At 45.4% G+C, this 23,629-nt stretch carries 25 protein-coding genes; 14 read left to right on the top strand and 11 right to left on the bottom strand.

The genetic code is table 11. The features are described from left to right. Positions 1-133 precede the first annotated feature (133 nt). The 3 genes from ABZM97_RS05815 to ABZM97_RS05805 all read left to right on the top strand — a co-directional run bounded on the left by ABZM97_RS05815 (position 134) and on the right by ABZM97_RS05805 (position 2,387). A complete protein-coding gene (locus tag ABZM97_RS05815) occupies positions 134-496 on the top strand; it encodes a hypothetical protein (RefSeq protein ID WP_087991286.1) in 363 nt (120 codons plus the stop codon). A 224-nt stretch (positions 497-720) separates the two neighbouring features. Beyond that, the gene (locus ABZM97_RS05810) at positions 721-921 is read left to right on the top strand and encodes a DUF3311 domain-containing protein (RefSeq protein ID WP_087991285.1); all 201 of its coding nucleotides are present in this window, start codon (positions 721-723) and stop codon (positions 919-921) included. Next, on the top strand, positions 918-2,387 hold the full coding sequence (locus ABZM97_RS05805; RefSeq protein WP_087991284.1) for a sodium:solute symporter: 1,470 nt from the start codon (positions 918-920) through the stop codon (positions 2,385-2,387). The genes ABZM97_RS05810 and ABZM97_RS05805 overlap by 4 nt, the downstream gene beginning before the upstream one ends. A 46-nt stretch (positions 2,388-2,433) precedes the next feature. Here ABZM97_RS05805 and ABZM97_RS05800 read toward each other — a convergent pair whose 3' ends face one another. Then, positions 2,434-2,703, bottom strand: coding sequence for an excalibur calcium-binding domain-containing protein (locus tag ABZM97_RS05800; protein ID WP_087991283.1), 270 nt, complete (start codon positions 2,701-2,703; stop codon positions 2,434-2,436). Positions 2,704-2,910: 207 nt separating this feature from the next. On the opposite strand from ABZM97_RS05800, the gene ABZM97_RS05795 reads away from it, so the two are divergent. Then, positions 2,911-3,810 (top strand): SDR family oxidoreductase, encoded by a 900-nt coding sequence (locus ABZM97_RS05795; protein ID WP_367387485.1) that lies wholly within the window; start codon positions 2,911-2,913, stop codon positions 3,808-3,810. Between the two features lie 44 nt (positions 3,811-3,854). Here ABZM97_RS05795 and comK read toward each other — a convergent pair whose 3' ends face one another. Further along, positions 3,855-4,433, bottom strand: a complete 579-nt coding sequence (gene comK / locus ABZM97_RS05790; protein WP_087991281.1) for a competence transcription factor ComK — start codon at positions 4,431-4,433, stop codon at positions 3,855-3,857. 292 nt (positions 4,434-4,725) lie between these two features. Between comK and ABZM97_RS05785 the strand changes: the two genes are divergently transcribed. Further along, the gene (locus ABZM97_RS05785; RefSeq protein ID WP_003239440.1) at positions 4,726-4,959 is read left to right on the top strand and encodes an IDEAL domain-containing protein; all 234 of its coding nucleotides are present in this window, start codon (positions 4,726-4,728) and stop codon (positions 4,957-4,959) included. 26 nt (positions 4,960-4,985) lie between these two features. On the opposite strand, the gene ABZM97_RS05780 is transcribed toward ABZM97_RS05785, so the two are convergent. Next, complete coding sequence (locus ABZM97_RS05780) at positions 4,986-5,843, bottom strand: SDR family oxidoreductase (protein ID WP_087991280.1); 858 nt, start codon at positions 5,841-5,843, stop codon at positions 4,986-4,988. A 111-nt stretch (positions 5,844-5,954) separates the two neighbouring features. On the opposite strand from ABZM97_RS05780, the gene ABZM97_RS05775 reads away from it, so the two are divergent. The 6 genes from ABZM97_RS05775 to phoE all read left to right on the top strand — a co-directional run bounded on the left by ABZM97_RS05775 (position 5,955) and on the right by phoE (position 12,806). Continuing rightward, a complete protein-coding gene (locus ABZM97_RS05775; RefSeq protein WP_087991279.1) occupies positions 5,955-7,484 on the top strand; it encodes an FAD-dependent oxidoreductase in 1,530 nt (509 codons plus the stop codon). Positions 7,485-7,623: 139 nt separating this feature from the next. Further along, positions 7,624-8,919: a heme-based aerotactic transducer HemAT gene (gene hemAT, locus ABZM97_RS05770; protein WP_202328482.1), complete on the top strand. Its 1,296-nt coding sequence runs from the start codon at positions 7,624-7,626 to the stop codon at positions 8,917-8,919. Between the two features lie 134 nt (positions 8,920-9,053). Continuing rightward, the gene (locus tag ABZM97_RS05765) at positions 9,054-9,614 is read left to right on the top strand and encodes a biotin transporter BioY (protein WP_087991277.1); all 561 of its coding nucleotides are present in this window, start codon (positions 9,054-9,056) and stop codon (positions 9,612-9,614) included. 4 nt (positions 9,615-9,618) lie between these two features. Next, positions 9,619-11,058, top strand: a complete 1,440-nt coding sequence (locus ABZM97_RS05760; protein ID WP_087991276.1) for an acyl-CoA synthetase — start codon at positions 9,619-9,621, stop codon at positions 11,056-11,058. Position 11,059: 1 nt separating this feature from the next. Beyond that, complete coding sequence (locus tag ABZM97_RS05755; RefSeq protein WP_087991275.1) at positions 11,060-12,154, top strand: acetyl-CoA C-acyltransferase; 1,095 nt, start codon at positions 11,060-11,062, stop codon at positions 12,152-12,154. Between the two features lie 70 nt (positions 12,155-12,224). Continuing rightward, positions 12,225-12,806 carry a phosphatase PhoE gene (phoE, locus tag ABZM97_RS05750; RefSeq protein ID WP_367387300.1) on the top strand — a complete coding sequence of 194 codons (582 nt, stop codon included), beginning with the start codon at positions 12,225-12,227 and terminating at the stop codon, positions 12,804-12,806. A gap of 31 nt (positions 12,807-12,837) precedes the next feature. Here the strand turns inward: phoE and ABZM97_RS05745 are convergent, their stop codons facing one another. The 3 genes from ABZM97_RS05745 to ABZM97_RS05735 form a co-directional block, all read right to left on the bottom strand. Beyond that, positions 12,838-13,809 (bottom strand): ABC transporter substrate-binding protein, encoded by a 972-nt coding sequence (locus ABZM97_RS05745; protein ID WP_087991273.1) that lies wholly within the window; start codon positions 13,807-13,809, stop codon positions 12,838-12,840. Positions 13,810-14,068: 259 nt separating this feature from the next. Then, positions 14,069-15,061, bottom strand: a complete 993-nt coding sequence (locus ABZM97_RS05740; protein WP_087991272.1) for an acryloyl-CoA reductase — start codon at positions 15,059-15,061, stop codon at positions 14,069-14,071. Positions 15,062-15,131: 70 nt separating this feature from the next. Then, entirely contained in the window at positions 15,132-15,581 is a 450-nt protein-coding gene (locus ABZM97_RS05735) for a GNAT family N-acetyltransferase (RefSeq protein WP_202328483.1), read from the bottom strand. A 442-nt stretch (positions 15,582-16,023) separates the two neighbouring features. Between ABZM97_RS05735 and aprE the strand changes: the two genes are divergently transcribed. After that, a complete protein-coding gene (aprE, locus tag ABZM97_RS05730; RefSeq protein ID WP_202328484.1) occupies positions 16,024-17,169 on the top strand; it encodes a subtilisin AprE in 1,146 nt (381 codons plus the stop codon). 38 nt (positions 17,170-17,207) lie between these two features. On the opposite strand, the gene ABZM97_RS05725 is transcribed toward aprE, so the two are convergent. Continuing rightward, on the bottom strand, positions 17,208-18,485 hold the full coding sequence (locus ABZM97_RS05725) for a M48 family metallopeptidase (RefSeq protein ID WP_087991269.1): 1,278 nt from the start codon (positions 18,483-18,485) through the stop codon (positions 17,208-17,210). Between the two features lie 148 nt (positions 18,486-18,633). Between ABZM97_RS05725 and ABZM97_RS05720 the strand changes: the two genes are divergently transcribed. Beyond that, positions 18,634-19,029 carry a hypothetical protein gene (locus ABZM97_RS05720; RefSeq protein WP_087991268.1) on the top strand — a complete coding sequence of 132 codons (396 nt, stop codon included), beginning with the start codon at positions 18,634-18,636 and terminating at the stop codon, positions 19,027-19,029. Between the two features lie 39 nt (positions 19,030-19,068). On the opposite strand, the gene lcfB is transcribed toward ABZM97_RS05720, so the two are convergent. The 4 genes from lcfB to ABZM97_RS05700 all read right to left on the bottom strand — a co-directional run bounded on the left by lcfB (position 19,069) and on the right by ABZM97_RS05700 (position 23,179). Continuing rightward, the gene (lcfB, locus tag ABZM97_RS05715; protein WP_087991267.1) at positions 19,069-20,610 is read right to left on the bottom strand and encodes a long-chain-fatty-acid--CoA ligase LcfB; all 1,542 of its coding nucleotides are present in this window, start codon (positions 20,608-20,610) and stop codon (positions 19,069-19,071) included. A 117-nt stretch (positions 20,611-20,727) separates the two neighbouring features. Further along, positions 20,728-21,372, bottom strand: a complete 645-nt coding sequence (locus tag ABZM97_RS05710) for an SDR family oxidoreductase (RefSeq protein WP_087991266.1) — start codon at positions 21,370-21,372, stop codon at positions 20,728-20,730. A gap of 64 nt (positions 21,373-21,436) precedes the next feature. Continuing rightward, positions 21,437-22,432, bottom strand: coding sequence for a lipoate--protein ligase LplJ (gene lplJ, locus ABZM97_RS05705; RefSeq protein ID WP_202328486.1), 996 nt, complete (start codon positions 22,430-22,432; stop codon positions 21,437-21,439). Between the two features lie 12 nt (positions 22,433-22,444). Further along, positions 22,445-23,179: an MBL fold metallo-hydrolase gene (locus tag ABZM97_RS05700; RefSeq protein WP_202328487.1), complete on the bottom strand. Its 735-nt coding sequence runs from the start codon at positions 23,177-23,179 to the stop codon at positions 22,445-22,447. Between the two features lie 157 nt (positions 23,180-23,336). Here ABZM97_RS05700 and yhfH point away from each other — a divergent pair, with 157 nt between their 5' ends. Then, on the top strand, positions 23,337-23,471 hold the full coding sequence (gene yhfH, locus ABZM97_RS05695; protein ID WP_032732181.1) for a protein YhfH: 135 nt from the start codon (positions 23,337-23,339) through the stop codon (positions 23,469-23,471). Positions 23,472-23,629 lie beyond the last annotated feature (158 nt).

Genomic DNA, 23,629 nt, shown 5'->3' with positions numbered 1-23,629 from the left:
TTTGTCTATCCTTATTCTACACATTATCAGCAAAAAACTAAAAAGTTTTGGTGATTTTTTCTGTATTGAAACATTTCACCAGCCGATATAGAATATACAGAACGAACGTTCCCGCAAGAAAGAAGGAGTCAGCATGCCGAATTTACAGGAGGAAATATACGATTTAATTGAACGGGCTCTTTTTTTGCCCATGGCCATTACGATTTTAAATCGTGATCTCGCCGGAATTGAGCAAAGCGCTTTAAAATTGAAGCATCCTTATAAACAGCTTATCAGCGAATCATTAAAAATAGCACAAAAGGATTTGATTGAGGTCAGAAAAGAGCTGAGGAAAAGAAAAATTGTGATCCACGAGGCGGAACGCGATGAGGCCTTTACGCTTTATGTATTTGTGATCGAAGGTTATGAAGAAAAGCACCGTTATTTTAATCCGCGAATCCGTGAACAGGTTAGCGAATTATTAACGTTTTATCTATTTGCCCCGGACAGGCCATAAGTCTTTTGAATCATTTTGCGCCCTTCCGAAACTGCCCGCTCCCTCTTCGGGCAATTCTAATAATAAATTTCAGACAATTCACACTATACAAACAAAATGAATTTATTTATAATTCGAACCACAGCCTTTTACCCCAAAAAATGACATGTGCCGCCATATTTCCCGACATCATTTTCAGTACGCTCCGGCTTGCACACCCCACCTTAAAATAAAAGGAGGATTCTATGAAACTGATTCACGTTCTCGCCGCTTTGCCCTTTATTGGCATCTTACTCGGCATCCCTTTTGCAAATAAAATGACTCCCTATGTATTGGGCATGCCGTTTATTCTTGCCTATATCGTGATGTGGGCTCTTTTGACCTCTGCGTTGATGGCGATTGTATATGTCCTCGACAACGAAAATAAAAAGGAGGAAGCAGAATGAACGCAGCTCTCATCATCATTTTCGGCGTCCTGCTCTTGAGCATTTTTCTCGGTATACGCGCCCAAAAAGGAAAAGACATGAACCTTGAGCAGTGGACGGTTGGAGGCCGCGGCTTCGGAACCTTGTTCGTCTTCTTATTGATGGCAGGCGAAATTTATACCACATTTACGTTTCTCGGCGGAAGCGGCTGGGCCTATGGAAAAGGCGGACCGGCCTTTTACATCATTGCCTACGGCTGCCTGGCCTACATCCTTTCTTATTGGCTCCTGCCGGCTGTTTGGACGTACGCGAAACAGCATAAGCTGATGTCGCAGTCTGATTTTTTCACCCAAAAATATAACAGTCCGCTGCTTGGCGTACTCGTTTCACTGGTCGGCATCGCCGCGCTCATTCCGTATCTTGTGCTGCAGCTGAAAGGCCTCGGTCTGATTGTATCGGAGACATCGTACGGCAAAATCTCCCCGGCCGCCGCCATCTGGATCGGCGCCATTTCCATCACGGTTTACGTTATGGTTTCCGGCATTCACGGGTCTGCCTGGATATCGGTTGTGAAAGACATTATGATTTTGGTCGTCGTTCTGTTTTTAGGTGTGTATTTGCCCATTCATTACTACGGCGGATTTCAAGACATGTTTCAGCAGATCGAAACGGCAAAGCCGGGCTTTCTTACGCTTCCTGAAACGGGGCAAAGTACGGCGTGGTTCAGTTCAACCGTGCTCTTAACAGCCCTCGGGTTTTATATGTGGCCTCATACATTTTCCGCTTCGTATTCAGCCGAAAACCCAAGAGTCTTTCGCAAAAACGCCATCATCATGCCTTTATACCAGCTGGTCCTGCTCTTCGTCCTGTTCGTCGGCTTTGCCGCTATCCTGCAAGTACCTGGTTTGAAAGGTGCGGACGGTGATTTATCGCTTTTGAGACTGTCTCTGCAAACCTTTGACCCTTGGTTTGTCGGGATCATCGGCGCTGCCGGACTGCTGACGGCGCTTGTGCCGGGGTCTATGATCTTAATGTCAGCTTCCACCCTGTTTGCAAAAAATGTGTACAAAGTGTTCGCACCCCGCACGACAGAACAGCACGTATCGACACTTGCTAAATATGCAGTGCCAGTGATCGCGCTGATTTCGGTTTATTTTACGTTCAAAGGCGGGAATACCATCGTTACACTGCTATTAATGGGCTACAGCCTTGTCACACAATTATTTCCGGCACTGCTGTTCAGCTTGTTCAGGCATAATATAGTGACGAAACAGGGAGCCTTCGCTGGCATCCTTACAGGTGTCGGAGCGGTGTCTTATATTACATTGACGGAAACAACGATCAGCACTTTATTTCCAGCGCTGCCGCAAGCCGCAAAAGACGTAAATGTCGGCATCGTCGCCCTGCTTTTGAACATCACGGTCATGGCAGCAGTAAGCTTTGTGACAAGAAAAGCGAAAAGCGCTGCGGCCGGTCAAGCGGCGTAACCAATAAATAGTAAAAGCAATCTGGCCATCAGATTGCTTTTCTTGTTTAGCGTTCGCAGGCGATATAATCTTTATCGCGGTCTTTCTTTTTATTGGCATCATAAAGCGCCTTAGAGACGTAAGGCTTGTACTTCGTTTTTCCGCCTTTATTTTTCACCTTCGACGTGCGGGCCACCCCGCCTTTGTATACTTTGTTTAACTCCTTGCAGTTCTTATAGACTTTCACCTTTGTTTTGGCTTCCGCCACATGGCCGGCTCCGTATGAAAAACCGAAAACGAGACCGAGTGACAACAAAACCGCCGCCGCTTTTTTCATGACGATTTACTCCTCCTCATACCCAATATTTAGTTGTTTATAGCTGGATTTCATCTTAATTCATACAGTCAAGTTTGACAAGATAAATATGGAAAAAGGGTTGGACTTTTCTTGTCTTTCAGCATTCAAACTGTCAAAACATGTTTTTCTGAAAATACTCAGGGGTACACATACGAATGTACACCAAACAGAAAAGGAGCGTTGATGATGTCTGATTCAAATCTTAGCAATCCTTTAACAGCATTTTTTCATGATGAATTTCCCGAACAATATCAAGAACCGCCCGGCCTGCAGCAGAACATGAAGCCAGTGCCGGATTGCGGAGAAAAAAGCTACAAAGGATCGGGTAAACTAACCGGCCGAAAAGCGCTTGTCACCGGCGGCGATTCCGGTATCGGCCGAGCGGCAGCGATTGCTTACGCCCGGGAAGGCGCCGATGTGGCCATTAACTACCTGCCTGCGGAACAGCCTGATGCTGAAGAGGTGAAAGAACTGATAGAAGCAGAAGGGCGAAAAGCAGCACTGATCCCCGGAGACTTGAGTGACGAATCCTTCTGCCAGGATTTCGTCAAACAGGCGCATCAGGAACTTGGCGGTCTGGATGTGTTGGCGCTGGTTGCCGGCAAACAGCAAGCGGTCGAAAACATCGAAGATCTGCCTACTGAACAAATCTATAAAACATTTGAAGTAAACGTCTTTTCCCTTTACTGGATTGTAAAAGCGGCGCTTCCGTATTTGCCTGAGGGCTCATCAATTATTACCACCACCTCAGTTGAAGGCTACAATCCAAGCCCGATGCTGTTAGATTACGCAGCAACGAAAAACGCCATTATCGGCTTTACCGTCGGATTGGGAAAACAGCTGGCTTCGAAGGGCATAAGAGTGAATTCAGTAGCGCCCGGGCCAATTTGGACACCGCTGCAAATTTCCGGCGGACAGCCGAAGGAAAACATCCCGAAATTCGGCCAAGGCACGCCGCCGTCACCTTTAAACCGTGCAGGCCAGCCAGTAGAATTGGCAGATGTTTATGTATTTTTAGCTTCAGAGAATTCAAGCTATGTGACATCCCAGGTATATGGCATCACCGGAGGAATTCCGACTGCCTAAGCAGGAGAAGGAGCTGTCCTGTTTTGTCAGCTCCTTTCTATTTTCTAATACCGCTCCCCGAGCTCTCGCAAAATAAAATCATAAATCATCTTCGTCCGCTCTTCCTTCGGATACAGCATAAATTCCTGCCGTTTTGGCACGCGGTGTTCGATTCTGTCCTGGAATTTGGTTCTGAGCCACGCTGTCCGGTAAACCTGGTTTTCGAACGAATTGCAGGAGATCGGCAGCTCCATTGTTTTGCCGTTCGAAAATGTCACTTCCGTATCGTCGAATGCAGTCGGTTTGAATTCTTTTACGTACACATGGGAAATCCAGCCGCATTGGGGTCTTGTCGAAGAAAGTGTAGGGAATAAAAAGATTTGGTTCGAAGGGTCCACCATGATCGGCGGTTTGTGTGAAATTTTTGTCACTTCATAAGTTCCCGCTTTTCTTCCCGCATAGCTTGATCCGAAAAAACGGCAGCTTCTGTCGACGATTTGCAGCGGCTTCATGCTGACATAAAATACGCAGTCTTTTTCAATAATTTTGGAACAGATTTTGCCATCAATTTCTTCTGGCAGCACGGCAATTGTTGCGCCGTTTACTTCATACGATTCTAAAGGTGCGTCAGTTTTCTGACTCATATTATAGCCTCCATCCTTTTTCTGCAAAATTTATACTAATAATCTATCATCTGTTTTTATAAAACGACAGGTTTTTTTAACAAATAAGCTAAAATCATCTTTTAATGATATTTTCTAGCGCTAAATTACTAGTAATAACCCGATTTTACATTCATATGATCTTCCGGTTTACGGCATTTTGCAGGATATGTCGATAGATTGCCAAGTATTAGTTGTCTAAAAATTATAAAAATTGATTGATTTTTTCGACCTTTATCCATATACTATAAAAAAGGCATTGGGGGGATTCTTTATGAAAGAGAAAAAATCGTACACTGAGCTCATGAAGTCCCGCAACACGCAAAAAACAAAAGAATTTGATGTCACAATGACGGATGTCTACATCCAAATGGTGCTCGATGAATCCTTGTATAAGCGTCGGCTTGCCATGCTGACGGACCAAATCAATAAAGCCTTGGACGAAAAAGATAAAGATGCGTTTCTTACGCTCTCTAAAGAATATGCAGCGCTCAAGCAGAGCGAATAAGCCAATCCTTAAGGATTGGCTTTTTATCACCCATTCACAATTGTTCCGCCATTGACGTGAATCGTCTGTCCTGTGACATAGGTGGAATCGTTGCTGGCAAGGTATAGATAGCTTGGCGCCACTTCCACCGGCTGTCCCGGGCGTTCCATCGGCACATCTGAACCAAACACTTCCACATCCTTTGCGGAAAAACTGGCCGGGATAAGCGGTGTCCAAATAGGACCCGGCGCTACTGCATTGACCCGTATGCCCTGCTGAACAAGCGACTGTGAAAGTGACCTTGTAAACGTAACGATCGCTCCTTTTGTCGCTGAATAATCGATCAGCGTTTTATTCCCTTTATAGGCGGTAATTGAGGCTGTATTAATGATGGAGCTCCCCTTTTTTAAATGAGGCAGCACCGCCTTTGTTAAGTAAAACATGGAGAAAATGTTTGTTTGAAAGGTTCTGACCAGCTGGTGGCTTGTGATTTTTTCAATGCCGGGCTGGACATGCTGCTCAGCTGCATTGTTGACCAATATATCAATGGACGAAAACGATTGGCTTGTCTGCATAACCACATCATTGCAAAACGCTTCATCCCCGACATCTCCAGCAATCAGCAGGCATTTTCCCCCTTCCTTTTCTACATACTGCTTTGTTTCCTCGGCGTCCTGATGCTCATTTAAATACACGACGACCACATTAGCCCCTTCTTTTGCGAATAACACCGATACAGCGCGTCCGATTCCGCTGTCTCCTCCGGTAATAATAGCGGTTTTGCCCTCTAATTTTTTCGCTTTCTTCGGCTTATCAAAAACCGGACGCGGGTCCATGAGATATTCTAAGCCCGGCTGCTGGTTCTGGTGCTGAGGCGGCAATGTTTTCTTTTTTTGATTCGCCAATGCAATCACTCCTTTTCAACCCTATTATGTTATGAACAATGCCTGCTCCCTATGTATGAAAAGATAGAATATGGAAAAATTAAGAATAAATCTGATTGGAGGTATAATGGCTTGGCTAATCAATATTTTGCAAAGGAAGCACCTGAAACATACTGGAAAACATCAACTGACCTGCCTTCTTTTCCGGCGCTTCAAGAGGATACTGAGTGTGATGTCACCATAATCGGCGGCGGGATTACGGGAATTACAACGGCATATGAACTCGCGAAGAGAGGCTTCCGTGTCGTTTTGATTGAAGCAAATCAGGTGCTCAATGGCACCACTGCCCATACAACTGCTAAAATTACCGCCCAGCATGACATGATTTACGATGAATTTATCCGCAATTTCGGATTGAACCACGCAAGGCTTTATTATGAAGCCAATCAAAACGCAATAGATTACATAAAAGGAATTGTGGATGAACATCAAATTGATTGCGAATGGAGCGAACAAGATGCATATCTTTACACAGCAAATGAAGACGCTGTAAAAAAAATCCGAACTGAGCACGAGGCATACACAAAGCTTGGCATTGAAAGAGACCTTATAAAGGAGCTTTCGATTCCCTTAGGTTCTAAGCTGGCGCTTGTCATGAAAAATCAAGCCCAATTTCATCCGCTTCAATACTTAAAAGCGCTTCTGGAGCAGATTGTTCAAAAAGGCGGACGGATTTATGAAGAGACCGTTGCGCTTGATGTCAAAAAAGGCGAAAGGCCTGAAGTGGTAACAAAAAGCCGGCACGCCATTAAGAGCCGCTTTATCATATGCTGTTCCCACTTCCCTTTTTATGACGGAGGCGGATTATATTCTGCGAGAATGTACGCTGACAGATCCTATGTCCTCGCCATCAAGCCAAAGATCGACTATCCCGAGGGCATGTATTTGAGTATCGATCAGCCGTCAGTGGCCCTCCGCTATACAAACGTAAACGGAGAAAAACTGATTCTCTTTAGCGGAGAAAGCCATAAAACCGGCCAAGGAAAAGACATGTCGACACATTACGAAACACTGAGACAAATGGCAGAAAGCACCATCGGCATCGAAAGCATCCCATATTATTGGTCCACCCAGGATCTTGTGACAATTGACAAAATTCCCTTCATCGGACCGATGTCGGAACAGGAGGACAATATTCTTGTAGCGACCGGATTCAAAAAATGGGGCATGACGTCATCAGCTGTCGCGGCCACTCTATTGTCAGACCTTGTGGAGAAAAAAGCCAATCCATACGAAAGCATTTTCACGCCGTCCCGTTTCCATCTGAACCCCGGACTGCAGAAAGTGATTTCTTACAATGCCGATGTCGCCAAGCATTTCATTAAAGGAAAGCTTGAAAAGCCTGACGTCCAGTTTGAAGAGATCGCGCCGGGTGAAGGAAAAGCCGTCACCATCAACGGCAGACGTGCGGGGGCATTCAGAGATGAAAAAGGCTGCCTTCATCTCGTCGATACGACTTGCACCCATTTAGGCTGCGAGGTCGACTGGAACGACGGCGAGCATACATGGGATTGTCCGTGCCACGGATCCCGCTTTAAGCCAACCGGCGAAATTGTTGAAGGTCCTGCCATCAAGCCATTAAAACAAATTGACTTTGATTAAACCGTTCATTTTAGTGAACGGTTTTTATAAATATTTTTCATCTGTATCTTCATTCACGTTCCCCTTGACCGATAAAAAAGAAAAAGGCTTAAAAAGCCAAAAGGTAAACATTATATTTTTCCCAAGGGGGATCACAGTATTGTTATTTAAAAAAGATAGAAAACAAGAAACCTATTTTTCTGATTCAAACGGACAGCAAAAAAACCGCATTCAGCTCACAAACAAACATGCGGATGTTAAAAAACAGCTCAAAATGGTCAGATTAGGAGATGCCGAGCTTTCCGCTTTAGAGCAGCTTCAGCCACTAATCCAAGAAAACATCGTTTTCATCGTCGATGCGTTTTATAAAAACCTTGACCATGAAAGCTCATTGATGGATATCATTCATGACCACAGCTCAGTTGACCGCTTAAAACAAACGTTAAAACGGCATATTCAGGAAATGTTTGCAGGCGTTATCAATGATGAATTTATCGAAAAGCGAAACCGAATCGCCTCCATTCATTTAAGAATCGGCCTTCAGCCAAAATGGTATATGGGCGCCTTTCAAGAATTACTCCTGTCAATGATTAACATTTACGAAACGTCTATTACAGACCATAAGGAACTGCTGAAAGCAATTAAAGCGACAACTAAAATCTTGAACTTGGAACAGCAGCTTGTTCTCGAAGCGTTTCAAAGCGAGTACAATCAAACCCGTGATGAACAAGAGGAAAAGAAAAACCTTCTTCACCAGAAAATTCAAGAAACCTCTGGGTCGATTGCAAATCTGTTTTCAGAAACGAGCAGATCTGTTCAAGAGCTTGTGGACAAATCTGAAGGCATTTCTGAAGCATCGAAAGCCGGCACAGTGACATCCGGCACCGTTGAAGAAAAGTCGATCGGCGGAAAAAAAGAGCTTGAAATCCAGCAAAAACAGATGAATAAAATTGACACGAGCCTTGTCAAAATTGAAAAAGAAATGGTCAAGCTAGATGAAATCGCACAGCAAATTGAAAAAATCTTCGGCATTGTCACTGGCATTGCTGAACAAACAAACCTCCTCTCGCTCAATGCTTCTATTGAATCTGCCCGCGCCGGTGAACACGGTAAAGGCTTCGCGGTAGTGGCTAATGAAGTGCGGAAGCTTTCTGAGGACACGAAAAAAACGGTCTCTACCGTGTCTGAGCTTGTGAACAATACGAATACACAAATCGAAATCGTCTCAAAGCATATCAAAGACGTGAATGGGCTAGTCGGCGATAGTAAAGAAAAAATGACGCAAATTAACCGCCTATTCGATGAAATCGTCCACAGCATGAAAGTCAGCAAAGAGCAATCAGGCAAAATCGACGTCGATTTGCAGGCCTTTCTCGGAGGGCTTCAGGAAGTCAGCCGCGCCGTTTCTCACGTGGCCGCATCTGTTGATTCGCTTGTTATCCTGACAGAAGAATAAACATCAAAAACCGGTCTGCCAAGCAGCCGGTTTTTTCACGCTTATATTGTTAACTAAAATTAAAAATTAGTTGACATAATAATGACCTGCATTTATTGTATAACCATATTTTATTACTGTTTGGAGGATTTCACATGCTGAGATTAATAGACATGATGCATATTGCCATTTTTACCGCACTGATGGCAGTGCTTGGCTTTATGCCTCCTCTCTTCTTATCATTTACACCCGTTCCGATTACATTACAAACGCTTGGTGTGATGCTGGCAGGCAGCATCCTCAAGCCTAAGTCTGCTTTCTTAAGCCAGCTTGTCTTTTTGCTGCTCGTTGCCTTCGGAGCGCCTCTTTTGCCCGGCGGCCGAGGCGGGTTTGGCGTTTTTTTCGGGCCGAGCGCAGGCTTTTTGATCGCTTATCCCTTCGCTTCGTGGCTGATCAGTTTAGCCGTTTCCAGACTGCGAAAAGTGACTGTATTGCGTCTCTTTTTCACACATATTGTATTCGGAATCATCTTTATTTATCTGCTCGGTATACCAGTACAAGCTTTTATCATGCATATTGATTTGTCACAGGCCGCCTTCATGAGCCTTGCGTATGTGCCTGGTGATTTGATAAAAGCAGCTGTATCTGCGTTTCTGGCGATAAAAATCACCCAAGCCTTGTCTCTTTCTGATACGATGTTTACGAAAGGAGGCTGATTCCATGACAATTACTCATACCTATTCATCTATTGCCGAAAGATCACCAGGCCGTGTGGCGATCCAAACTGAATCGGAGCAAATCACATACAGGGACTGGGCTCAACTAGTCTCTCAAACCGCAAATTGGCTGCGGTCGCAGCCGAACATGCCAAACCGTGTGGCGATCCTGCTCCCGAACAGCCTGGCGTTTTTACAGCTGTTTGCCGGAGCTGCAGCGGCGGGGTGCACGGCAGTTCCTATCGACACACGCTGGAGCGCGGCTGAATGCAAGGAGCGGCTGTCCATAAGTGATGCGGATCTTGTGGTGACTTCAGCCTTTTTCGAAAACAAACTGATAGATAACAAGACACCTGTTGTTTTGCTGGATAACTGTATGGCAGATATTTCGGAGGCATCCGCTGATCCCGTGCCTATCATTGATCAAGAGCACCCTTTTTATATGGGATTTACGTCTGGCTCGACAGGAAAACCGAAGGCCTTCACACGATCTCACCGCTCATGGATGGAGAGCTTTACGTGTACGGAAACTGATTTTTCTATTTCATCAGATGATAAGGTTCTGATTCCCGGGACGTTAATGTCCTCTCACTTCCTATATGGGGCTGTCAGCACCTTGTTTCTCGGGGGAACCGTTTGCTTGCTGAAAAAATTCTCCCCTACTCAAGCGAAGGAATGGCTGAACGGTAAATCTGTCAGCGTTCTCTATACCGTACCGACGATGACAGACGCCCTTTCCCGAATTGAGGCGTTTCCCAACAGTCCTGTCAAAATCATTTCATCAGGTGCAGACTGGCCGACAGAATCTAAGAATAAGCTGGCCGCAAAATGGCCTCATCTCAAGCTATACGATTTTTACGGCACATCAGAGCTTAGCTTTGTGACATATTCCTCACCGGAAGACAGCAAACGGAAGCCGCATTCAGCTGGCCGCCCTTTTCACAACGTCCAGATTGAAATCCGCAGCGCTGCGGGAGAACGCTGTCAGCCCCGAGAAATCGGAAAAATATTTGTCAAAAGCCCGATGCGGTTTTCCGGCTATGTCAACGGCAGCGCACTAGATGAATCCGGCTGGATGACAGTGGATGATATGGGCTGTGTCGATGAGGATGGCTTTCTATACATATCAGGAAGAGAAAACGGGATGATTGTGTACGGAGGGTTAAATATTTTCCCAGAAGAAGTTGAACGTGTGCTTCTCTCCTGTCCAGAGGTTGAAAACGCGGCTGTCGTTGGAATCCCGGACGAGTATTGGGGAGAAATCGCTGTAGCTGTCATTCACGGAAACACTGATGCCAGAAAGCTGAAAGCCTTGTGCAAACAGAAACTGGCATCCTACAAAATTCCGAAAAAATGGGTGTTTACAAACTGCTTGCCGGAAACGAGCAGCGGAAAAATCGCCCGTTCCAGCGTGAGGAAATGGCTAGAAGAGGGTGCAGTGTAACTTGAATGCGGTTATTGTTGATGCAAAACGAACAATCTTTGGAAAACAAAACGGGCTGCTGAATCACTTTCTCCCGGAGGATTTGGCGGCTCCAATCATCAGCTGTCTCAGCCGAAAGCTAAAGGATCAAATCAACGAGGTGATTCTCGGAAACGCAACCGGCAGAGGCGGCAATCTCGCCAGACTGTCAGCTCTGCAAGCCGGACTGCCTTTATCGGTTCCCGGGATGACGATTGACAGACAGTGCGGCTCCGGCCTTGAAGCTGTACGCTATGCCTGCAGTCTCATTCAAGCGGGTGCCGGCACGATGTATATCGCGGGCGGCTCAGAAAGCAGCAGCCAATCACCTTTTTCAGAACGGGCCCGCTTTTCTCCAGATACAATTGGTGATCCCGACATGGGCATCGCAGCGGAATATACGGCAGCACGCTATTCCATTAGCAGAAAAAAGCAGGATGAATATGCGCTTCTTAGCCAACAACGCAGCAGAAACGCACATGATGGTGGATTTTACCGTCAAGAAATTGTTCCTCTCGGCGAATTAGAGATGGACGAAGCATTTCTGAAAAAGCGGCCGATAGAAGCGATTATTTCCCGTGCAAAACCGGTTTTCGACACCAGCTCCGGAACGGTTACAGCAGCCAACAGCAGCGGCATATCAGACGGAGCGGCCGCTCTCCTTGTAATGGAAGAAGAAAAAGCGGCAGCCCTAGGGCTTAAGCCTGTGCTCCGGTTTATCGGCAGCGCCGTCAGCGGGATTCACCCAAACTATCCGCCCGCTGCACCGGTTGATGCGATCCGTAATCTCTTAATCACACACAATTTAACACCTGATGATATCGATTTATATGAAATCAATGAAGCCTTTGCCGTCAAAATTTGTGTCTGCTCTCAAGAACTCGGCATCCCCTTTTCAAAAATCAATGTTCGCGGCGGCGCGTTAGCCCTCGGCCATCCGTACGGCGCATCAGGTGCAGCTCTGGTAACCAGATTGTTTTATGAAGCGCAAAGACGGACAGACTGTCAATATGCCGTTGCGGCCATCGGAAGCGGCGGCGGAATCGGTCTTGCTTTATTATTTGAAATTATGGCATAGGCTTTTTCATAGGATGCGTGCTATTGATTTAGTATAATAGCGATATGACCAAAGTCAGGAAGGGGATTTTATGACAGCCGTTTGCTTAGTAAGACATGGAGAAACCGATTGGAACCTGCAGCAAAAATGCCAAGGCAAAACCGATATTCCGCTGAACGCGACAGGTGAACGCCAAGCAAGAGAAACCGGAGAATATGTAAAGGATTTTTCTTGGGATGTCATTGTGACGAGCCCGCTGAAAAGAGCGAGAAGAACCGCGGAAATCATTAATGAATATCTGCATCTTCCGATTGTGGAAATGGATGACTTTAAAGAACGCGATTACGGCGATGCGGAGGGCATGCTGCTGGAAGAACGGACAAAGCGCTATCCGGATAAAATCTATCCGAATATGGAAACGTTAGAAGTACTCACTGACAGGCTGATGGGCGGTTTGGTCAAAGTAAATCACGCGTATCCAAACCAGAAGGTGCTGATCGTCGCTCACGGTGCAGCGATTCACGCACTGCTGACGGAAATTTCCGGCGGTGACCCAGAGCTGCAAAGCACGCGCCTCGTCAACGCCTGCCTCAGCAACATTGAATTTGCAGAAGAGAAATGGCGGATTAAAGACTATAACATCAACAGCCACTTATCCGGCTTTATCAAATAAGAAAAGACAGGCGTTTGCCTGTCTTTTCCTTTTATTTCTTCACAGTCGGCATCTCTCGCTGAAGCTCATCCAAAATGGCATCCGCTCCGTCCACACTGCGGCGCAGAGACCATACCGCACGGTCCACGTGGTACACATGGCCGTTTTTCACTGCCTTCAGCTTCTTCCAAAGCACATTCTTTTCGATCGGGCGTTTGCCGTCCGCGTCAATGTCATCTGTTTTTCCTGTCATCAGGATGATGACATCCGGATCTGTTTTCAGCAGCTGCTCAAGTGTCATTTTCATGTTCACTGAGTCGCCGCCATTGCCTGATTCACTGTTATCTGACGTGCTGATCGCATATTGATAGCCGACCTGTGTTAAAAGTCTGGATGTAAAGAAATTTTCATCTCTGGCCATAATTGTATCATTTGTATTTCCAATTAACAGCACGGATTCGCTGTTAGCACTGATTTTTCGTTTTGTCTCATTGAGCTTTTCCTCATGCGCCGTCAGCTTTTTCTCCATTTCCTTCTCCTTGCCGACCGCTTTTGCAATCGTAAGTGAAGCGTCAATTGTATCCTGATAATCCGCGTTTAAATTATCAAGCGCAATCGTCGGTGCGATTTTTTTGAGCTGATCGTATACCTTTTTATGCCGGGTCGTATCGGCAATAATTAAATCCGGTTTTAATGAAGCGATTTTTTCCACGCTTGGCTGTGAGCGGGTGCCGACAGATGTGTAGCCGTCAATTTTCTTCAGCACATCCTTGTTAATCAGCTGCTTCGCTTTATTGTCATCGGCCACCCCTACAGGTGTAATGCCGAGATCAAGCAGCGTGTCGATAAAACCAAGTTCAAGCACAACAACCCGCTTCGGATGCTCAGGCACATTTGTCTTCCCTAAATCGTGTGTTACCGCTACTTTATTTTCTTTGCTGTTTTGATTGCCGCTTGAAGACGAGCAGGCCGCTGTTAAAACAGAAAGAAGCAAAACTGTAAGAATCATCAGTGCTTTTTTCATATGTCCAAGTCTCTCCTGTATGTAGTTTCTAAGGGTAAGATATCCAAGAGATAGTATAACACGGAATGAGAATCATTATCACTAACTTTTTTTGAAATGAGAAGAGAAAGTTCAGCTTACAGGAAAAACTTGTTTTTCATTGTAATGAAGCAGGACGATAATGGCAAATGAAAAATTATTTTCAGGGCGCAGCAGTACAAACCCATGTACATAAAAAAGCTTGCAGAAAAACATAGCTTTTCTCTGCAAGCTGATCCTGTTAAAGCTTCACAATGACTCTTCCTTGAATGCGATTTTGCAAAATATCTTTTAGCGCAGCCGGCGCTTCCGCCAACGATACTTCCCTATCCACGATGGCCAGCAGCTGATCTGGTTTAAGATCAGAAGACATGCGCTCCCACACAGTGGCTCTGACATCCATCGGACAGTACACTGAATCGATTCCGAGCAGGCTGACCCCGCGAAGAATGAACGGATACACCGTTGCAGGCACTTCTCCCCCGCCGGTTAAACCGCTTACCGCGACAGATCCGCCATATTGGATTTTGCTTAGAACCGAGGCAAGCTGTTTTCCGCCGACAGGATCAACCGCTCCCTGCCATTGCTGCTTGGACAGCGCCTTAAGCGTTCCGTCATAGACATCTTCCCTGCTGATCACTTCGCTTGCACCAAGCTGCTTCAAATAATCAGCGGCCTCCGGGTTTCCGGTGCTTGCCGCCACATCATAGCCCCGCTTGTTCAGCATCGATACTGCAATTCCGCCGACACCGCCGGTTGCTCCAGTGACAAGCACGCTCCCTTTTTCCGGAGACAGGCCGTTCTGTTCAAGCCGGTGCACCGATAACGCCGCGGTAAATCCCGCCGTTCCGTACACCATCGCTTCTTTTAACGAAAGATTCTGCGGCAAAGGCACCAGCCAGTCACCAGGCACTGAAGCATATTCACTTAATCCGCCATCGCGGGAGACACCGAGCTCATAGCTTGTCGCAATGACCTCATCCCCCTCGGCAAAACGCGGGTCATTGGAAGAGACGACCGTACCCGCGGCGTCAATGCCCAAAATAAGCGGATACTCTCTGACGATATTGCCGCCCGTTTTTCCAGCCAGACCATCTTTATAATTGATGCCGGAATAAGCCATTTTAATCAGGACACCATCTTTCGGCAAATCCTCTGTTGACATGGTTTTCACATGGACTGAAACATCATCGGCATTTTCCTCTGCCAGCAATGCTTGAAATAACGTTGACATTCGGTACACTCCTTTTCGTTTTTATTGTAACCGAAGAATGTTCCAAAAACCAAATCATCAAGCTTCAATTTCACTTCGCCGGCACATTGAGACGATAATGGACAAATGCAGTATCCTCTTCATAGCCGTTTTGCTCATATAAGCTTCTTGCCGTCAGGTTGTGGTGTTCAGTCTGAAGCGATAAACGACTTGCCCCGTTTTCCGCAGCATAATCCTTTGCGGCAGACAGCAGCTGCCCGCCAGCTCCCTTTGTTCGCGCATGAGGAGCGACGAATAAGTCATTTAATATGTAGATTCTTTTCATTGACACAGAAGAAAACGTTGGATAGAGCTGGGTAAAACCTATGAATTCTCCATTTTCTTCAGCTATCAAAATAATAGACTCGTGATTTTCCAGACGCGCTTTCAAAAAAGCCTCTGCCCCTTTCAGATCGGACGCCTGCTTATAAAATTCCCGATACTGGTTAAATAACGGCGTGATGGCTGCTGCATCTGATGTCTTTGCTTGGCGAATGTTCATCTCATTTCTTCCTCCCTCTCTATAATCGCTTTATTTTAACTTTAATAGAATTTTCTGCAAAGTTCATTTTTCAGAATACTTTTATCATCATACATAGAAAAAATATCACGATAATATCCATTGACCTCACGGAAACACATGCAGGTCATTTGAAGGATTTTTTTCGACAGGAATTTGCTAGGGCTCAGGAGCATTTAACCTGAAAAAGCTTGGCATTTCAACATAATGAACATTTGCTCATGTCTAATTTCATTCTTTTCTGTATGAAATTAGTTGCTTCGAGACTCTACAGAAATTGCGAGAGATGATATACCTAAATAGAGATAAAATCATCGCAAAAAAATAGGTCTACTAAAATATGATTCCATCTATTACAATAAATTAACAGAATAGTCTTTTAAGTAAGTCTAGTCTGAATTTTAAAAAAGGGAGAGTGTAAAGAGTGAGAAACAAAAATTTGTGGATCAGCTTGTTGTTTGCGTTAACGTTAATCTTTACGATGGCGTTCAGCAACATGTCTGCGCAGGCCGCCGGAAAAAGCAGTACAGAAAAGAAGTACATTGTAGGATTTAAACAGACAATGAGTGCCATGAGCTCCGCCAAGAAAAAGGATGTTATTTCTGAGAAAGGCGGAAAAGTTCAAAAGCAGTTTAAGTATGTTAACGCAGCCGCAGCAACATTGGATGCAAAAACAGTAAAAGAACTGAAACAAGATCCGAGCGTTGCATATGTGGAAGAAGATCATATTGCACATGAATATGCGCAATCTGTCCCTTACGGCATTTCTCAAATTAAAGCGCCGGCTCTTCACTCTCAAGGCTACACAGGGTCTAACGTAAAAGTAGCTGTTATCGACAGCGGAATTGACTCTTCTCATCCTGACTTAAACGTGAGAGGCGGAGCAAGCTTCGTACCTTCTGAAACAAACCCATACCAAGACGGCAGTTCTCACGGCACGCATGTAGCCGGTACGATTGCCGCTCTTAATAACTCCATCGGTGTTCTGGGCGTAGCGCCGAACGCATCGTTATATGCAGTAAAAGTTCTTGATTCAACAGGAAGCGGCCAATACAGCTGGATAATTAACGGCATTGAGTGGGCCATTTCCAACAATATGGACGTGATCAACATGAGTCTTGGCGGACCTTCTGGTTCTACAGCGCTGAAAACAGTAGTTGATAAAGCCGTTTCCAGCGGTATTGTCGTTGCTGCTGCAGCCGGAAACGAAGGCACGTCCGGAAGCTCAAGCACGGTCGGCTATCCTGCGAAATATCCTTCTACCATCGCGGTAGGTGCGGTAAACAGCAGCAACCAAAGAGCTTCATTCTCAAGCGTAGGTTCTGAGCTTGATGTGATGGCTCCTGGCGTATCTATCCAAAGCACACTTCCTGGAGGCACTTACGGCGCTTACAACGGAACGTCAATGGCGACTCCTCACGTTGCCGGAGCAGCCGCTTTAATTCTTTCTAAGCACCCGACTTGGACAAACACACAAGTCCGTAATCGTTTAGAGAGCACTACAACATACCTTGGAAGCTCTTTCTATTATGGAAAAGGGTTAATCAATGTACAAGCAGCTGCACAATAATATCAAAAAGAAGCAGGTTCCTCCATACCTGCTTCTTTTTATTTGTCATAATCCTGTTCTGGTTTATTCTCTTCTTTTTCCGCGTGTTGAATCCGCTCCATAATCGAAGGGTGGCTGCCTCTAAAAATTTTTACAAGCACCGGAGGATCAACCTGGCTCAGTCCCGTCACGGCCAAATCCTGAAACGTTTTAACAGCTGCTTCTCTGTTCTCCGTCAGCTCGATCCCATACTGGTCAGCCTGATTCTCCTGATAACGCGAGACAGCATGAGAAAAAGGCGTGACCGCAAAGCTCAAAACAGACACCAAAAGCAGCAACAGCGGCAAGGCTGCAAGGTCATGCCGTCCCTCCAAATGAAACATACTGCGGGTAAAGCGGACCGTCCGCTTATAAAGCTTATCAATGACATAAAATCCAGCGAGCGACACGAGCAAATAGCCAGCCAATCCGATATAGACGTGCTTCATGACATAATGGCCCATTTCGTGGCCCATAATAAAGAGAATTTCTGAATCGTCAAGTTTGTTCAGCGTCGTATCCCACAATACAATCCGTTTGTTGGCTCCGATGCCTGTGACATAGGCATTAAGCGCATTTGTTTTTTCAGACATATTCACTTCATATACATGATCAGCCGGAATCTCGGCTTCTTCTGCCAGCTCTAAAATCTTGCTTTCAAGCTCTTTGTTTTTCAGCGGATAAAAATCATTGTATAAAGGATCGATAATGACAGGCTGAATAAAAAACAGAAACAGCGAAAACGGCACTGTTAACAGCCAAGCGTATAACCACCATTTTTTTTCATGCCGTTTGATCAGCCAATAAAACACAACAACGCAAAGCGTAAAGATCGGAAAGCTGATCCAAAAGTCTATAACCTGATCCTTAGCCCAGCTGGCCGCTGTCTGTGTGGAAATGTTGTAATCAAGCGATACTTGATAGCCTATCCAATCTAAAGGCAGCGTCACCAACGTTGTGATCAGCGAAAGCACAAACACAAAACCAATGATCTGCAAAAACCGAAAAGGCACGGCCGCTTCCATCCATTTCTTTATTTTCTTTGAAACGCCGCTGACCAGCAATACAAAGAACAGAAACCAATCAAGAGGAATCCCGATAAAAAATAAAAAATTCTTTACATTTGAATACTGCTCCGCCACTGCCAATTCAGACGGCTTCATAAAAGAAGCCGGGTCAGCCTGCGTCCCTTTCACAGCCTCCGGTACTGCGGAATCACCGGACAGAAAAAAATACCAATAAAAAAACAGCCCGTACAGCACGTAAGCAAGCCCTGCCGCCGCAATCCACTTGCGCATAACGCCTCACTCCTCACATCAACCCGTTACTTCTATTGTAATCATAAATTCAAATTTTTAGAACCAAGCTATGCGCCGTACTTTTCCGCCCTTTTAAGCATGGAAAGCCCGATCACTGGGAAAACTAACAATGTTTGGAGTGATGCAAATGAAAAAATTAGTGGCAGCCATCGTGGTTATCGGTCTTGTGTTTCTTGCATTTTTCTATCTTTACAGCCGGTCAGGTGATGTGTATCAATCGGTAGATGCGGATTTGATCACGCTGTCTTCAAGCGGCGGGGAAGATATCGAGATCGAAAGAAGGCAGAATGTCAAAGATATGCTGGACATTATGAATCAGGGAAAACAGCTGAAGACAGACAAAACATCAACCCCTGATTACGAAGGGACAATCAAGTTTCATAAAGACCGGTACGACTCATTCAGACTATGGATTGACGGCAGCCAGCAAGCCGTTTATTTGAAGGACGGCACGTACTACAAATTAAATAAAAGCGACACAAAGGCGCTGCTGAACATTGTGAAAAAAGAAGCAAAGGATTGAAAATGAAAAAGCGAAGCTTCGCCGCTTCGCTTTTTCATATTATTGAGGCAAAATATCTCTCAGCGCCCGCCTGAGCATTTTCCCCGTCGCGTTTTTCGGAATGTCGTCAAGAAACGTTATGGCGGCAGGCCGTTTGTATTTTGCCAGATGTTTTTCACAGTGCTGCATGATGTCTGCTTCTGTTACGCCAGAGTGTTTCGGTACAACATACCCTTTTACCGCTTCCCCGCTTTGGGCGTCCGGCACGCCGATGATAACCGCCTCCTTGACATCCGGGTGGCGGTACAGCACTTCCTCCACCTCACGAGGATACACGTTGTATCCTCCTACAATGATCATGTCTTTTTTACGGTCAACAATGTAAAAATAGCCGTCCTCATCCCGTCTCGCTAAGTCCCCCGTATAAAGCCACCCGTCTTTTAACGCATGCTTTGTTTCCATCGGCATTTTATAATAGCCCTTCATCACATTGGGGCCTTTTACGATCAATTCGCCGACCTGATGATCGGGCAGCTCGCGTCCGAGGGGATCTACGATCTTGTTTTCGACATGTAAAATACTTGTCCCGATGGAGCCCGGTTTTCTGCCTCTGTCAAACGGGTTAAAGCATGTAACAGGTGAGGCTTCCGAGAGCCCGTAGCCTTCCAAAATGGTAACGCCGAATTTTTCTTCAAACGCCGTCAGCAGCGCGACTGGCATGGCTGCGCCTCCCGAAATGCACAGCCGGACGGAAGAAAAATCATCTTTCTTGCTGTTCTCATGCTGAAACAAGTAATTATACATCGTAGGAACACCTGCAAAAATGGTCGCCTGCTGCTGCTTAACGAGCTTAAAAACAGATGCCGGACTGAATTGAGGTTCAATTAAGACAGTTGCGCCGCTCATCAGCGGAGCATTCATGCAGACCGTTAAACAAAACACGTGAAACATAGGAAGAGCGCAGACGACATTGTCCTTCTCATCCATTCCCAAATAGCCGGCGACATCGTTGGCATTGCTGTACAGATTTTGATGGGTCAGCATCGCGCCTTTCGGTTTTCCGGTCGTTCCTGACGTATATAAAATAACCGCGTTATCATCAGGAACAAGCTTTGGGCTTTGTTTAGCGGCAGATGTCGGGCGCGCTATTTTTGCAAACGTTGTCATTTTCATTCTGACCTCTGGGTCTGAAGCTTCGGGCTCGGCATCTCCCGTCTTACATAAAATGACGAGCTCAACCTTCGGCAGTGATTCATGCATGCTTTCATAAAGCGGCAAAAGCTGATCAACACCCACGATCGCTTTTACATCGCCATTTGTCAGCATATAACCGATTTCTGTCGGCGTATACATCGGATTGATAGGCACGGCCACGACCCCAGCCTTTAACGCACCAAAAAATGCGATGATAAAATCCGGCGAATTGCCAAGCAGCAAAGCAAGATGGTCCCCTTTCTCCATACCGGCTTCCTGAAGGCCGTCCGCAAACCGCTGAATTCTTTCATTCAGCTCCTGATACGTCATCATGTGATCCTTAAACCTGCATGCGATGCTGTCGGGCTTCTCAGATGCTGTCTCTTCCAATTTCGAAACGAGATTCATTCTCCCACCCCTTATAGTGAATGAACAGTCATTCATTATTGAAGATAAGCTTTCTCTTTCATTATAGAGAAACACAAAAAAACACTCAAGAGCAAAAAGCCCCGAGTGTCATTCCTGTTATAGCTTCTTTAATGCTTCGGCAATCGGTGTATCTCCTTCTGTCAGATCAAAAGCCCGATTTTCCGTATTGGTTTCATCTAAAGAAGCAATGACCGTTTTCGCCACGTCATCACGGGAAATGAATCCCCGTTCCAGATCAGCGGCTGCTGAAACACTTCCCATTCCAGGCTCATTGCGAAGGCCTGCCGGACGGATAATTGTATAGGTTAAACCGCTGGATTCGAGAATTTTATCAGCGTAATGCTTGGCCACATAATAAGGTTTAAGTGATTCATTCCAGTTTTCACGGTTGTGGGCTTGCAGGGTGCTGACCATAATGAACCGTTTGATGCCCGCGATATCCGCAGCTTCAATGGCTTTTGCCGCTCCGTCCAGATCAACCAGCAGCGTTTTATCATAGCCAGTGCTGCCGCCGGAACCCGCTGTGAAAATGATCGCGTCGCAGCCTTTTGCCGCGGCGGCGATTTCATCCGGGCTGCCTTCCAGATTCGCAAGCACAGCTTCTGCACCGGCAGCTTCGAGAGACGCTTTCTGTTCTTCTTTTCTGACCATCGCTCTGACGGAATGGCTAGGGTTATCTTGGAATAGGGAAACGAGTCTTTGTCCGATTTGTCCGTTCGCTCCGATTAACAACACTTTCATGTGAATCCCTCCTGCCTCCATTATTTCAAAAACACAATCGCTCTTTCAAACAATGTGTTTCGCCTTAATAAATCAGATCAAGGAAATCCTCTTTCGTAATGTTCCCAAAGTAATGCTTGAGATTCACACCTTCCAGCACATCAGCAATGGCGCTGCGTTCATATTGTTTTCCGACCAGCAGGTTCTCAATTTCAGATACATCACCGACACCGAAGAAATCTCCGAAGATTTTGCAGTCCTCAATTTTGCCTTTCTTGACTTCCAAGCGTAAATCAATTGACCCGATCGGATAACGTTTTGAATGATTAAGGTTAAATTTCGGTGAGCGGCCGTAGTTCCAATCCCAATTCTGATAGCGCTCTTTCGAAATTTGATGAATAACCTCCCAATCTTTTTCTGTCAGCTTATACTCCGGCACGTTTTGAATGTCATTTGTGTTGAAAATATGCCGAAGCAAATGGCTGCGGAATTCCTCCGTGGTCATTTTATCATCAAGAAACTCACTGATGTTTGCCACGCGGCTTCTGATTGATTTGATGCCTTTTGATTCAATTTTATCCTTTTTCACCTTTAATGCTGACACAACATGATCAATGGCAGAATCAAACATGAGGGTGCCATGGCTGAAAATGCGTCCTTTAGTCGAAAACTGGGCGTTTCCGGATATTTTCCGGCCACCCGCTACAATGTCGTTCCGGCCGCTCAATTCCGCTTCAACCCCGAGCTGATGTAACGCCTGAATCACCGGCTCAGTGAACTTTTTGAAGTTATGAAAGCTGTCTCCGTCGTCCTTTGTAATAAAGCTGAAGTTCAAATTCCCGAGGTCATGATACACAGCGCCTCCGCCTGATAAACGGCGGACGACGATAATCCCGTTTTCTTCTACATATTTTGTATTGATTTCTTCTATTGTATTTTGGTTTTTGCCAATGATAATAGACGGCTGATTCACATAAAAGAGCAAATACGGCTGTTCAGGATCTAAATGTTTTACACAGTACTCCTCGATAGCAAGGTTGATCCGCGGATCATTGATATTTTGATTGTCGATAAATAACATGGTGCTCCTCCTTTATCCTTCCCACACAAAACCTGATGTTGCAATATTCACTTCGCCGTTAAAAACGGTTTTCGCTTCTTCGCGAAGATTGTTATGAACGCCGAAATGAGGCAAATGCGTCAGCAGCAGCTTTCCCGCTCCCGCTTCTTTTGCAATTCGCCCGGCTTCCAGGCTGTTCATATGGCCTGCGCTTGTCCCGTCTTGATCGGCATAAAAATTGCATTCTGAGATCAATAAATCGGCATTTTCCGAAAACGGAATAAATGAATCCTGATAGCTGGAATCTGCCGTATAAACGACAGTATGGCTGCCATCAGTAATCCGCATGGCATAGCACGTCACCGGGTGAATCGTTTTTAAAAAGGTGATTGTAAACGGACCGGCAGTCAACGGCTGATCCGGCTGATAGGCAATTCCTTTCGTATGTGTTTTATATGTAAGCTTTTGAAACTGTTCTATATCAGCATCATGTCCGTAAATCGGGAGCGTATGCTCTCCTTTGCCGAGAAACGAACCGACCTGCTTGGCAAATTGCAGCGGCCCGATATCTGCGATATGGTCATGGTGATAATGAGACAGAATCACCGCATTCAGCTTTTCCGCCGGTACATATCCAAACAGCTTCGATAATACTGCACTGCCGCAATCGACAAGCAACGAGTAATCACCTGACTGAAACAAATAGCCCGACGTCGCTTCATTTGCGGCCGGAAAACCGCCATAGCATCCGATAACTGTAACTTTCATAATGTCCTCCTATCTTCTCAAGAAAATTGATCCCCCTTCAATATACCCATTTTTCTTAAAAAAAGCATGTTTTAAACATTGTATCAAAACAGTTATTGATTTTTCAAAACTGTTATATTACAATGAAGACACTACAAAGGGGAAAGAGGGATTGGTTATGCTAGAAAAAATGACTGATTTTTTTAGAAACCTGCCTCCGAAAAAGTGTGCAGAATGCGGAAAAAAGATAGATGAACAGCATGAATGTTATATAAATATTTGCAGCGACTGTATAAAAATAAATGATATGTAAAGGGGCGAAAATCTCACACATAAAGTGTGAGATTTTTTTATTCGTTTAACTTCTATATATTTAAATAATAGTCAGGTTAGGTCAAAGCTCACCCGTTTTTAGATAATTCTGGTGATTTATATTGTGTTTTACAATATTATTTATTTTCTAAATATAAT

The organism is Bacillus vallismortis (genome assembly GCF_040784915.1).
Classification (GTDB): domain Bacteria; phylum Bacillota; class Bacilli; order Bacillales; family Bacillaceae; genus Bacillus; species Bacillus subtilis_G.
This window is presented reverse-complemented; position numbering and strand designations above follow the sequence as displayed.